The sequence below is a fragment of the Cupriavidus phytohabitans genome, assembly GCF_017815025.1.
Classification (GTDB): Bacteria; Pseudomonadota; Gammaproteobacteria; order Burkholderiales; family Burkholderiaceae; genus Cupriavidus.
Map to the genome: position 1 here is coordinate 164,192 of NZ_JAGIQB010000009.1, position 12,179 is coordinate 176,370.

At 64.3% G+C, this 12,179-nt stretch carries 10 protein-coding genes and 6 tRNA genes; 7 read left to right on the forward strand and 9 right to left on the reverse strand.

What is annotated here, in order from left to right; all coding sequences use genetic code 11:
- Position 1: 1 nt before the first annotated feature.
- Positions 2-274, reverse strand: a complete 273-nt coding sequence (locus J8I34_RS08755; protein WP_116322035.1) for a hypothetical protein — start codon at positions 272-274, stop codon at positions 2-4.
- Positions 275-717: 443 nt separating this feature from the next.
- Between J8I34_RS08755 and trxA the strand changes: the two genes are divergently transcribed.
- From trxA to J8I34_RS08785, 6 genes are all read left to right on the forward strand, one after another.
- A complete protein-coding gene (gene trxA / locus J8I34_RS08760; protein ID WP_029046118.1) occupies positions 718-1,044 on the forward strand; it encodes a thioredoxin TrxA in 327 nt (108 codons plus the stop codon).
- A 180-nt stretch (positions 1,045-1,224) separates the two neighbouring features.
- A complete protein-coding gene (gene rho, locus J8I34_RS08765) occupies positions 1,225-2,487 on the forward strand; it encodes a transcription termination factor Rho (protein ID WP_029046117.1) in 1,263 nt (420 codons plus the stop codon).
- A gap of 92 nt (positions 2,488-2,579) precedes the next feature.
- On the forward strand, positions 2,580-3,431 hold the full coding sequence (locus tag J8I34_RS08770) for a M90 family metallopeptidase (protein WP_209805835.1): 852 nt from the start codon (positions 2,580-2,582) through the stop codon (positions 3,429-3,431).
- A 205-nt stretch (positions 3,432-3,636) separates the two neighbouring features.
- Entirely contained in the window at positions 3,637-3,897 is a 261-nt protein-coding gene (locus J8I34_RS08775; protein ID WP_012353195.1) for a type B 50S ribosomal protein L31, read from the forward strand.
- A gap of 270 nt (positions 3,898-4,167) precedes the next feature.
- On the forward strand, positions 4,168-5,955 hold the full coding sequence (locus tag J8I34_RS08780; RefSeq protein WP_029046115.1) for an ArnT family glycosyltransferase: 1,788 nt from the start codon (positions 4,168-4,170) through the stop codon (positions 5,953-5,955).
- Between the two features lie 116 nt (positions 5,956-6,071).
- The gene (locus J8I34_RS08785) at positions 6,072-7,424 is read left to right on the forward strand and encodes an MATE family efflux transporter (RefSeq protein ID WP_209805836.1); all 1,353 of its coding nucleotides are present in this window, start codon (positions 6,072-6,074) and stop codon (positions 7,422-7,424) included.
- A 116-nt stretch (positions 7,425-7,540) separates the two neighbouring features.
- Here the strand turns inward: J8I34_RS08785 and J8I34_RS08790 are convergent.
- The 7 genes from J8I34_RS08790 to gltX form a co-directional block, all read right to left on the reverse strand.
- Positions 7,541-7,617: transfer RNA gene (locus J8I34_RS08790), tRNA-Asp, on the reverse strand.
- 67 nt (positions 7,618-7,684) lie between these two features.
- A tRNA-Glu gene (locus tag J8I34_RS08795) sits at positions 7,685-7,760 on the reverse strand.
- 107 nt (positions 7,761-7,867) lie between these two features.
- Positions 7,868-7,943 (reverse strand) — tRNA-Ala (locus J8I34_RS08800).
- Between the two features lie 187 nt (positions 7,944-8,130).
- Positions 8,131-8,207: transfer RNA gene (locus J8I34_RS08805), tRNA-Asp, on the reverse strand.
- 67 nt (positions 8,208-8,274) lie between these two features.
- Positions 8,275-8,350, reverse strand: a tRNA-Glu gene (locus J8I34_RS08810).
- A 66-nt stretch (positions 8,351-8,416) separates the two neighbouring features.
- Positions 8,417-8,492: transfer RNA gene (locus tag J8I34_RS08815), tRNA-Ala, on the reverse strand.
- A gap of 274 nt (positions 8,493-8,766) precedes the next feature.
- The gene (gltX, locus tag J8I34_RS08820; protein ID WP_209775791.1) at positions 8,767-10,173 is read right to left on the reverse strand and encodes a glutamate--tRNA ligase; all 1,407 of its coding nucleotides are present in this window, start codon (positions 10,171-10,173) and stop codon (positions 8,767-8,769) included.
- Between the two features lie 251 nt (positions 10,174-10,424).
- Here gltX and J8I34_RS08825 point away from each other — a divergent pair, with 251 nt between their 5' ends.
- Positions 10,425-11,354 carry a patatin-like phospholipase family protein gene (locus tag J8I34_RS08825; RefSeq protein ID WP_209775792.1) on the forward strand — a complete coding sequence of 310 codons (930 nt, stop codon included), beginning with the start codon at positions 10,425-10,427 and terminating at the stop codon, positions 11,352-11,354.
- 103 nt (positions 11,355-11,457) lie between these two features.
- On the opposite strand, the gene J8I34_RS08830 is transcribed toward J8I34_RS08825, so the two are convergent.
- The coding region (locus tag J8I34_RS08830; protein WP_245175839.1) for a group II intron maturase-specific domain-containing protein at positions 11,458-12,179 on the reverse strand (722 nt) is incomplete at its 5' end.

Below are 12,179 nucleotides of genomic sequence, written 5' to 3' on the forward strand. Positions count from 1 at the left end.
CTCAGTGCGTGCCGCCCTCCAGCCTGGCGCGGATCTCGCGCGCGGTCTCGAGCAGGCCCTCGTAGCCGGAGCGCGCATGCTCGGGCAGGTCCGGGTCGCCCACCAGGGTACCCAGCGTCTCGATGATGCTGTAGACCAGGCCCTTGGCGGCGCCGCTGGCAATGCTGTTGGTCTCGACCGCGCTGCTGATATGGTCCAGCGCATCGCTCAGGTGGTCCACGTCCGGCGCCTGGCCGGACTCGGGCTGGGTAGGCTTGCGGGGATCGGTGTTCATATCGATGACCTTGTCGATGGCCTTCTGGGGAGAGCAGGGTTCGTGAGGATCGGCCGGCCGGCGCGCGGCCCGCTTTCTATTCTACGCGCACGCAACGCGGATCCGGCACTGCGCCGCGCCCCCATGTGCACGCCATGGCACCCACCCCGATTGGCTGAATCTCTTGGCGCCATTGAAAATAAGCATTTCTACTAATCACCCGATTGCAGCAGAATCATTACCGTTGCCGGCGGGTTTTCAGCCCCACACCGGTGCCGGTCTTGAAAATCGGCAAACTGGTAACATATCGGCAGCAACGGGCGCGGCTACGGCCGCCAGAGCCAGCCGGCAGGCGGCAATGGCGTCCCCGGCGGGTCCGCGCAATCTCGTGTAAGGTTACGGTTCTGCCCTACCCAGTTTCCCGGCCTTCAACATAAACAGAGCGAAACCAGAGGTTTTCCGCCATGAGCGAACAAATCAAGTATGTGAGCGACGCCTCCTTCGACGCCGACGTCCTCCAGTCCGACAAGCCCGTCCTGCTCGATTTCTGGGCCGAATGGTGCGGCCCCTGCAAGATGATCGCCCCGATCCTGGACGAAGTCGCCAAGGACTATGGCGACAAGCTGCAGGTCGCCAAGATCAATGTCGATGAAAACCAGCAGGTCCCGGCCAAGTTCGGCATCCGCGGCATCCCGACGCTGATCCTGTTCAAGAACGGCGCGGTCGCGGCCCAGAAGGTCGGCGCGCTGTCCAAGTCGCAACTGACTGCCTTCCTCGACGGCAACCTGTAAGCTGCGCACCGGAGCCAGACCAGCCGCTCCGGTTTTGTCACGATCCGACGTGCGTGCGCCACACCCTGGCGCACCGGTCGGATTGTGCTAAGATGCCACCAACAACTCCCCGAGCGTTCGCTCATTTTTCCCCCTTCTCTTTCAGTCTCGCCCGTCCGGGCAAATCTGTACCCCTCGTCTATGCACCTGACAGAACTCAAATCGCTTCACGTGTCTGCGCTTCTCGAAATGGCGGCAACGCTCGAGATCGACAACGCACAGCGGATGCGCAAACAGGAACTGATGTTTGCGATCCTGAAGAAGCGCGCCAAGATGGGCGAAACCATCTTCGGAGACGGCACGCTGGAAGTTCTGCCAGACGGCTTCGGCTTCCTGCGCTCGCCGGAGACTTCGTACCTGGCCAGCACGGACGATATCTACATCAGCCCGTCGCAGATCCGCCGCTTCAACCTGCATACCGGCGACTCGATCGAAGGTGAAGTGCGCACGCCCAAGGACGGCGAGCGCTACTTTGCGCTGGTGAAGGTGGACAAGGTCAACGGGCAGCCTCCCGAAGCGGTCAAGAACCGCATCATGTTCGAGAACCTGACGCCGCTGCATCCGAATCGGCCGCTCACGCTCGAACGCGACATCAAGGCGGAAGAGAACATCACCGGCCGCATCATCGACATGATCGCGCCGATCGGCCGCGGCCAGCGCGCGCTGCTGGTGGCCTCGCCCAAGTCCGGCAAGACCGTGATGCTGCAGCACATTGCACACGCGATCGCCAACAATCATCCGGAAGCCGACCTGTTCGTGCTGCTGATCGATGAGCGTCCGGAAGAAGTGACCGAGATGCAGCGTTCGGTGCGCGGCGAAGTGGTAGCGTCCACCTTCGACGAACCGGCCATCCGCCACGTGCAGGTCGCCGAAATGGTGATCGAGAAGGCCAAGCGCCTGGTCGAGCTGAAGCGCGACGTGGTGATCCTGCTGGACTCGATCACCCGCCTGGCGCGTGCCTACAACACGGTGGTGCCGGCCTCGGGCAAGGTGCTGACCGGCGGTGTCGACGCCAACGCGCTGCAGCGTCCGAAGCGCTTCTTCGGCGCCGCGCGCAACCTGGAAGAAGGTGGTTCGCTGACCATCATCGCCACTGCGCTGATCGAAACCGGCAGCCGCATGGACGACGTGATCTATGAAGAGTTCAAGGGCACCGGCAACATGGAAGTGCACCTGGAACGCCGCCTGGCCGAGAAGCGCGTCTACCCGTCGATCAACCTGAACAAGTCGGGCACGCGCCGCGAAGAACTGCTGATCAAGCCGGACATCCTGCAGAAGATCTGGGTGCTGCGCAAGTTCATCTCCGACATGGACGAAGTGCAGGCCATGGAGTTCATCATGGACAAGATGAAGGCCACGAAGAACAACGCGGAGTTTTTCGATATGATGCGCAGAGGCGGCTAAGCCTCGCTGCGGCATACCGCTCAGAGACGCGCCGTAAGACGAACAAAAAGGCGTGCCACGGCACGCTTTTTTTGTTGTCCGATGGGTTTCCTATGCTCGGCAAACTGACTGCCTTCCTGCGCACCCGCTCCAGGGCCCGCAAGCTGGAGCACTATGCGATCCCCGACGACCTGTGGGAGAGCACCATCGCCACGCTGCCGTTCGTGCAGCGCTATGGCAGCGAAGACCTGGCCGCCCTGCGCGAGCTGGCCACGCTGTTCATTGCGGAGAAGGAATACTCCACCGCGCACGAACTGCCGCTGGCCGACGACATGGTCGTCAGCGTCGCCGTGCAGGCGTGCGTGCCGATCCTGAAGCTTGGGCTGGCGTGGTACCGTGGCTGGCACGGCATCGTGCTGTACCCCGGCGAATTCATTATCCGCCGTACCGTGCAGGACGAGATCGGCCTCGTGCACGGCGTGGTGGAGGAAGCCAGCGGCGAAGCCTGGGAACATGGCCCCGTGATCCTGTCCTGGCCGGACGTGCACACGCCGGGCGCCGGCATCGACAGCGAACACGAGTTGCCGGCCGACACCTACAACGTGGTCATCCATGAGTTTGCCCACAAGCTGGACATGCTCGACGGCGAGCCGGACGGCGTACCGCCCTTCTCGCGCGTGCTGCATCCGGATATCGATGCTGAAGCGTGGGCGGAAACCTTCCTCACCGAGTACGACCGCTTTGCCGAGGCGTGGGAGGCGCGCAAGGAGTCGGATTGGGAGCATCCCGAACGGCTGCCGCCGGCGCTGCGCATCATCGACCCATACGGTAGCGAGACACCCGGCGAATTCTTTGCGGTGACGTCGGAAGCATTTTTTGTCGAGCCGGGCGGCCTGTCCCGGCATTGGCCGGTTATCTACGAGTCGCTAGCCTCTTTTTATCGCCAGGATCCCGCAGCGATGTGAGTAAAAAGTCATATCCAGCCTTCCAGCCCGGGCAGCGCGTGATATGCCTCTTACTCTTCCCCAAGTCATTGTTTTTCTGCCATAATTCCGGTTTGCCCGTTACCGGCAAGTGGTTCGTTCGTCGACGCGTCGTGTTTTCAGCGGTGAATTCAGCAGTAAAGCGCGGATCGCAACGGACTGGCTACCCAACCAGAAAGGACTCATCATGAAAGAAGGCATTCACCCGAATTACCGCGAAGTCGTGTTCCAGGACATGTCCAGCGACTTCAGCTTCATCACCCGCTCGACCATCCAGACCAAGGACACGATCGTGAAGGACGGCAAGGAATACCCGCTGGCCAAGATCGAAGTCTCGTCGGAATCGCACCCGTTCTACACCGGCACCCAGAAGATCATGGACACGGCTGGCCGCGTCGAGAAGTTCCGCCAGAAGTTCGGCAACAAGCTGGGCAAGGCTGCGAAGTAATCGCTTTCGGCGAACCCCGCTTCGCGCGGCCCGCGGACAGATGCTCCGGGCCGGCGCGAACCAGCAAAGAGGCAGCATCGGCTGCCTCTTTTCTTTTGTGCCCGCCAGTTGCGTGCCACCGGCCGACCGGCGCCGGCACTGTTCACTGTTGTATCCACCGGAATCCCTCACCCGCGTGAGGCTTCTACGGCATGTCACGGCCCTCGCGGCCGCCGCATGCGCGATACTGTGGCCTTCGCGCCATTGCGCCACGGCCCGACCCGAGCATCGATGCGTCAAGCCAATACTTCACCCGTCCAGTTGACCGCTGCCGCGACCGGCGCCCTGCCGCGCGCGCTGCTGCTGGCGATCTGCATCATCTACGGCCTGGTTGGCCTGTTCGGCCGCGATCCGTGGAAGAACGAGGACGCCGCCGGCTTCGGAGTGATGTGGCAACTGGCTACCGGCGGCCTGCATGACTGGCTGATGCCGAACATCGTCGGCCGGCCCTTCACGGAAGACGGCCCGCTGGTGTTCTGGATCGGCGCCCTGATGATCCGCGGCTTCGGCAGCTGGCTGGGACCCACCGACGCCGCGCGCCTGGCCACAGCCCTGTTCTTCTTCTCGACCTGCGCCTGCATCTGGTACAGCACCTACCTGCTGGGCCGGCGCGACGAGGTCCAGCCGTTCGCCTATGCGTTCGGCGGCCAGCCCAATGCGCGCGACTATGGCCGCACGCTGGCCGACGGCGCGCTGCTGATCTTCCTCGCCTGCGTCGGCCTGGCCATGCGCGGGCACGAGACCACGCCGCAGGTTGGCCAGGTAGCCTTCATCGCGCTGGCGCTGTATGCGCTGGTGCGTAGCCTCGACAAGCCGCTGATGGGCAGCCTGGTCTATGGCGCCGCGCTCGGCGGCCTGGCGCTGGCCAGCGGCCCCATCCTGCCGCTGGCGCTGCTGTTCGGCACCGCGGTCTGCGCGCTGGCGTGCAAGCCGCTGCCGTGGCGTCGGCTTGCCGCCATCGGCATCCCGCTGGCGCTGCTAATCGTCGCGGCCTGGCTGGCCGCGGCGTATTTCGGCGCGATGGACCGTACCGAAGCCGTGACCTTTATCCGCGAATGGGCGCGCTATGACCGGCGCAACTATGGTTCGCCGAACATGCAGACGTTCGGCTTCAACATGCGCAACCTGTTCCTGTACACGTGGCCGGTCTGGCCGATCGCGGCGTGGGCATGGGTTGCCTGGGCCGGCATGCGCCGTGCCGCCCACGTGGCCATGCCGCTGGCGGTGCTGCTGCCTGTCGTGGTGCTGCTGTTCCTGCAACGCAGCGGCGGCGACGTGCAGTTCATCCTGCTGCTGCCGCCGATGGCGGTGCTGGCAGCCTTCGCGCTGCCGACGCTGGCGCGCGGCGTGATCAACGCGATCGACTGGTTCGCGCTGCTGTTCTTCACCATCTTCGGCGGCACGGTCTGGTTCATGTGGATCGCCAAGACCACCGGCTGGCCGCCGCGCGTCGCGCGCAACGTGTTTCGCCAGTTGCCGGGCTACCAGCATGAGTTCACGATCACCGCGGTGCTGATCGCGCTGGCGGCGACCATTGCCTGGGTGCTGATCGTGCGCTGGCGCCTGTCGCGCGCGCCCAAGCAGATCTGGCGGCCGGTGGTGATCTCGGCCGCCGGCACCACGCTGATGTGGGTGATGGCGATGACGCTGTGGTTGCCGTCGATCAACTACGGCAAGACCTACCGTGACGTGGCGCAGGCCGCGGCGATGGCGCTGCCGCCCGCATACCAGTGCGTGCAGCCGATCCGCATGGGCGATGCGCAGCTGGCGTCGTTCGCCTACTTCGGCCATATCCGCTTTGGCGGACCCGGCGACGGCTGCGACGTACTGCTGCGCCACGATGCGGTGGACTATGGCGAGCCCGGCAATATCTCGCATTTCGAATGGCGGCTGATCTGGGAAGGCCGCCGCCCCGCGGACCGCGACGAGCGCTTCCGCATGTACCGGCTGGTCGATACCGCGCGCGCCGTGCACCCGCGTCCCGACCTGCCGCGCCGCCGCCTGCCGCGGCAGCCCTGATCCAGCACCGGTACGAGCCCCGCTAAGCTCCCGCAGGGCCATCGAACCATTCCGGCCGCAGGCGGCTGCGGGCATCGTGCCCGGTCTACGCCCCTGACATCGCCCCTGAGGCCTGAATGACCCTGTTCCAAGACCTTCGCCGCATCTTCAGCCTGGCCGCGCCGGTACTGGCCGGCCAGCTGGCCGTGATCGCCTTCGGCGTTATCGACACCGTGATGGCAGGCCGCGCTTCCGCCACCGATCTTGCGGCCGTCGGCCTTGGCGGTTCGATCTACATCACGATCTATATCAGCCTGATGGGCGTGCTGCAGGCGCTGGCGCCTGTCGCCGGCCAGCTCTATGGCGCCGGCCGCGTCGAGGCGATCGGCGCCGAGGTGCGGCAGGCCGCGTGGCTTGGCGCCGCGCTGGCGGTCCCCGGGGTGCTGCTGCTGGCCTTCCCGGCACCACTGCTGACCTTCGCCAAGGCGCCGCCCGAGCTGGTCGAGAAGGCCACCGCCTACCTGCATTTCGGCGCCTTCGGGCTGCCCGCGGCGCTCGCCTTCCGCATCTATTCGGCGCTCAACAATGCGATGTCGCGCCCGATCATGGTCACGGTGCTGCAGGTCGGCGGGCTGGCGCTGAAGATTCCGCTCAATGCCTGGTTTATCCACGGCGGCCTGGGTGTGCCCGCCATGGGCGGTCCCGGCTGCGGGCTGGCCTCGACGCTGATCAGCTGGACGTGGTGCATCGCCGGGCTGCTGATCCTGCGCCACAGCGCCGCCTACCGGCCGCTGCGGATCTTCGCCACCTGGAGCTGGCCGGCAGCCGCGCCGCTGCGCGCGCTGCTGCGCCTGGGCGTGCCGATGGGGCTGACCTACCTGATCGAGATCACCTCGTTCACGCTGATGTCGATCTTTATCACGCGGCTGGGCACGGTCACCCTGGCGGGGCACCAGATCATCGCCAATCTGGGCGCCGTTGCCTACATGCTGCCGCTGTCGCTGGGCATCGCCACCTCGACGCTGGTCGCGCAGCATGTCGGCGCACGCGATCTCGCCGGTGCAAGCCGCATTGCCTGGCGCGGCATCCGTGCGGCCGTGGCACTGGCCATGCTGACCGGGTTGCTGCTGTGGCTGCTGCGCGAACCCATCCTGCACGCCTATGCGAGCGATCCCGCCGTGGTGGCGGCCGCGCTGCCGCTGGTGCTGTTCGTGGCCTTCTACCAGGCGTTCGATGCCGTGCAGGTGATGACGGCGTTTATCCTGCGCGCCTACAAGATCGCGGTGATTCCAACGCTGATCTACGCCGGGTCGTTGTGGGGCATCGGGCTGGGCGGCGGCTATGTGCTGGGGTTCGGCCTGATCGAAGGCCTGCCGGCGTTCACCCAGGGGGCCAGTGGGTTCTGGCTGGCCAACAGCGTAAGCCTTGCCATTGCCGGCGGATTGCTGGTGCGGTATTTCGCGCGGGTAAGCGCCGAGGTGGAGGACTGAGCCGATCGCAGCTTCGATCACGCGCCTGCGCTTGCCGCGGGCGTGCCTCTATACCGATGCGTAAGAAATAGCCGGAGCAGAAAAGAAAAACGCCCGCTTGCGCGGGCGTTTAATTTTGGCGGAGTGGACGGGACTCGAACCCGCGACCCCCGGCGTGACAGGCCGGTATTCTAACCGACTGAACTACCACTCCTTAGTCGGCGTCGTTTCAAGCATTGGCTTGAGACGACTGCTGGACGTCTGATTACGCCCGGCTGTTTTGGCGTCCCCTAGGGGATTCGAACCCCTGTACTCACCGTGAAAGGGTGATGTCCTAGGCCTCTAGACGAAGGGGACAGAAACTTGTTTTACAACGCGTTTTCTGTCTTGCGCTGGAAAGTCCGACATTCTAACAGACCTTTTCACGCTTGGGAAGCATCTTTTTTTGACGCCTCCCGAATCCTTGGTGGAGCTAAGCGGGATCGAACCGCTGACCTCTTGCATGCCATGCAAGCGCTCTCCCAGCTGAGCTATAGCCCCATACGGGTAACTGCCTGATACTGCTTTCGCGGCTTTCACAAACTGCTGTGTTTGCAGCGAAGTGAAAATTATATATCGATTTCCGCAACGGTTGCAACATTTTTTACTGTTGCCGAAGCGATTATCAACATAATCCCTCACCCTAAAAGAAAAACCCGCATGGCGATTAACCAAGCGGGTTTAGTTTTGGCGGAGTGGACGGGACTCGAACCCGCGACCCCCGGCGTGACAGGCCGGTATTCTAACCGACTGAACTACCACTCCTTAGTCGGCGTCGTTTCAAGCATTGGCTTGAGACGACTGCTGGACGTCTGATTACGCCCGGCTGTTTTGGCGTCCCCTAGGGGATTCGAACCCCTGTACTCACCGTGAAAGGGTGATGTCCTAGGCCTCTAGACGAAGGGGACAGAAACTTGTCTTTCAACACGTTCCGTCTGGCGTCATCCGATACTGACTGGATGACACCCAAATCTTGGTGGAGCTAAGCGGGATCGAACCGCTGACCTCTTGCATGCCATGCAAGCGCTCTCCCAGCTGAGCTATAGCCCCATAGTACCGCTAACTTACTGCAACTTGCGTTATTTTCGCTTGATTTAACTACCGTTTCAAGCGAAGCCAAGATTATATATCAACCACTAATCTTTGCAAGCTCCCATTTTAACTTTTTCGCTTTTCTCTGTGCTTTCTAAAAAGCCTGGAGATCACGAAGATCCTTGCGGATCCGTCAGCCCGCTTGGTCGGCGACCGCGCTGCAGGGAGAACGAGATTATGCGCAACTCCGGCCCGGAGCGCAAGCCCCCGGCACGGACTTTTGCGAGATTTTTTACGCGGCGAAACCGGCGCCCAGGCGGCGCAGCACCGTGTCGCGACCGAACAGCTCCAGCACCGCGTCAATGCTCGGCGTTTGCAGCTGGCCCGCCACCAGCAGGCGCACCGGCATGGCCAGCTTGGGCATCTTCAGGCCGAACTCGGCCAGCACCGCCTTGAACGTCGCGCTGATGGCTTCACGCTTCCACTCCGGCAGCGCGGCCAGCTGGCTGGACAGCGCGGCCAGCGCGGGCTGGATCTCCGGCGTCAGGTGCTCGGCCTTGAGCGCGGCATCCGCCTGCGGCTCGCCCCGATAGAACAGCAGCGCGGCCTGTGCGACTTCCTTCAGCGTGTTGGCGCGATCCTTCACCAGGGCCACCACGCCGACCAGATCGGCACCTTCCACCTTGCCACCCAGCGCTTCGATAAACGGCCGCGTCAATTCGGCCAGGCGCTGGTTATCGCCGACCTTGATGTAGTGGTTATTCAGCCAGGCCAGCTTTTCCGGGTTGTACTGCGCCGGCGACTTGCCCAGGTGTTCCAGGTCAAACCACTCGACGAACTGCTCGCGCGAGAAAATCTCGGCATCGCCGTGGGCCCAGCCCAGTCGGGCCAGGTAGTTCAGCACGGCTTCGGGCAAGTAGCCTTCGTCGCGGTAGCCGGTCACGGCCATGGCACCGTGGCGCTTGCTCATCTTCTCGCCCTGCTCGTTCAGCACGGTCGGCAGGTGCGCGTAGACCGGCGCGGTGCCACCGAGCGCGCGGATGATGTTGATCTGGCGCGGGGTGTTGTTGACGTGGTCGTCGCCGCGGATCACGTGCGTGATCTTCATGTCGAGGTCGTCCACCACCACGCAGAAATTGTACGTGGGCGTGCCGTCCGGGCGCGCGATCACCAGGTCATCGAGTTCGTCGTTGGAAATCTCGATGCGGCCCTTGACCGCGTCGTCCCACACCACGCTGCCGCCGATCGGGTTCCTGAAACGGATCACCGGATCCACGCCGGCGGGCGGCTCGGGCAGGACCTTGCCCTCTTCCGGGCGCCAGAAGCCGTTGTAGCGAGGCTTCTCGCCGCGCTCGCGCTGGGCCTCGCGCAGTGCGTCGAGTTCCGCGGTGCTCATGTAGCAGCGGTAGGCCAGGCCGGCATCGACCATCTGCGCCACGACCTCCCGATAGCGGTCCATGCGCTGCATCTGGTAGAACGGGCCTTCGTCGATGTCCATGTCCAGCCAGGCCATGCTCTCCAGGATCACGTCGACCGCTTCCTGCGACGAACGCTCGACGTCGGTGTCTTCGATGCGCAGGATGAAGTCGCCCTTCATGCGGCGGGCGAAGGCCCAGGGATAGAGCGCGGAGCGGATGTTGCCGAGGTGGATGAAGCCGGTCGGGCTCGGCGCAAAGCGGGTGCGGACGCGTTGGGTCATGGTCAGGGGCAGAAACGAGAAAGCCCGCGCGCAGCGGCGCGCGCGGGCTGGTATATGCAGGCTTTGCATTATACAAGCACGTTCCGCCGCCCTCGGCATGGCGCCGGGCGTGCGCGGAATCATTTATGCTTGCGCCGGTCTGAGATCGTGCCGGTCGCCGGGCGAGCCGACGCCAAGCCGCACAAAGCAGCGCTTACGTCATATGTCACCCCCATTACCGGCAGGCCACACCTGATTTACTGATCCGCTTCATGCAACGACGTCATTTCCTTGGCCTCTCCGCGGCCGCCCTGCTGGCAGGCTGCGCATTCGGCCCGCGCACTTCGCCGCCGGCGGCAACCGCGCCCACCACCCCGCCCACTCCGCGCCCGGTCAGGATCGGCCTGGCGCTTGGCGGCGGCGCCGCGCGCGGCTTTGCCCATATCGGTGTGATCAAGGCGCTCGAGGCGCAGGGGATCCATGCCGACCTGGTGACCGGAACCAGCGCCGGCGCGGTTGTGGCCGCGCTGTACGCGAGTGGCCTGGACGGCTTCAAGCTGAACCAGCTGGCGCTGACCATGGACGAGGCGTCGATCGCCGACTGGGCCCTGCCCTTCGGCACCCGTTTCGGCGGCTGGCTCAAGGGCGAGGCGCTGCAGAACTACGTCAACCGCCAGGTGCAGAACCGGCCGATCGAAGCGATGAAACTGCCGCTGGGCATCGTCGCCACCGACCTGAAGACCGGCGAAAAGATCCTGTTCCGCCGCGGCAATACCGGGCAGGCGGTGCGAGCATCGAGCAGCGTGCCAGGCGTGTTCCAGCCGGTGTCGATCCAGGGGCATGACTACGTCGACGGCGGACTGGTCGAGCCGGTGCCGGTCGACTCGGCGCGCGCCATGGGCGCCGACTTCGTCATCGCGGTAAATATCTCCGCCGACCCGTCGGCGCAGAAGAACGCCGGCCAGAGCGGCGTACTGCTGCAGACCACCGCGATCATGGGCCAGTCGATCAACAAGATGGCGCTGTCGCGCGCCGACGTGGTGATCCGCCCCGAACTGCCCGACATGGGAGGCAGTGACTTCAACGCCCGCAACCGCGCGGTGCTCGCGGGCGAACAGGCGACCGCCGCAGTGATGGCCACGCTGCGGCAGAGGCTGGAGCAGGCGCGGCTGCAACCAGCCAGCACGGTGGCGACGCAATAGCGACGCCGGGCGCGGAATCGGCATAGGGGGCAGCCGCACTGGCTGCGCCCCTGCCACACCACCCGGCATGCGGGTCCGCACCGGGCGGTTCGAGAGGTTGAGGTTAAGTGAGGCGGGGCATGCCCAACTGATCGAAGTAGGCGATGGTCAGGACTCGGTTCAGCGAGTCCCCGCTGTTGCGCCACCAGCACCGGCCACTCGCCGCTACTTGCCTGGCGGCGTCAGCTGTAGCACCCAGGGCACGCAACTCTCGGTAAATGACCCGACCACGGCGCCAGTGCTTGAGCTGGATGGCTCGCAGCCGGTGACGCATCCACTTGTCCAGCTCTCGCCAGATCTTGGGCGTTTGCGCCAACCGGAAGTAGGCCTTCCAGCCCAGAACGTAGGGCCGCAGCCGATCCACCACTGCCTGCAGACTCCGCCCACCTGAGCGACGGGTCAGTTCGCGGATGCGTTGCTTGAACGTCAGCAGCGGCTTAACTGCCACTTTGCGCTTGATCACCCCCCCGGCAGCCACCCAGAAGCTGTAGCCGAGGAACTTGCGGCCAAACACGCTCGCCACCGCGCTCTTTGCCTCGTTGACCTTCAGACGCAGGTTGCCGTACAGCCGCCGCAATAGCGCCATCACCCGCTCGCCCGCCCGCCGACTGCGCACGTACACGTTCGCGTCATCGGCATAGCGCACAAAGCAATGGCCGCGGCGCTCCAACGCCTTGTCCACCTCATCTAACAGGACGTTGGCCAGCAGCGGCGACAGTACGCCGCCTACAATGTTGCATATTTTCCAGTCCCTCGTCTGAGTCGTTCGAATTTTCGCTGCTTGGA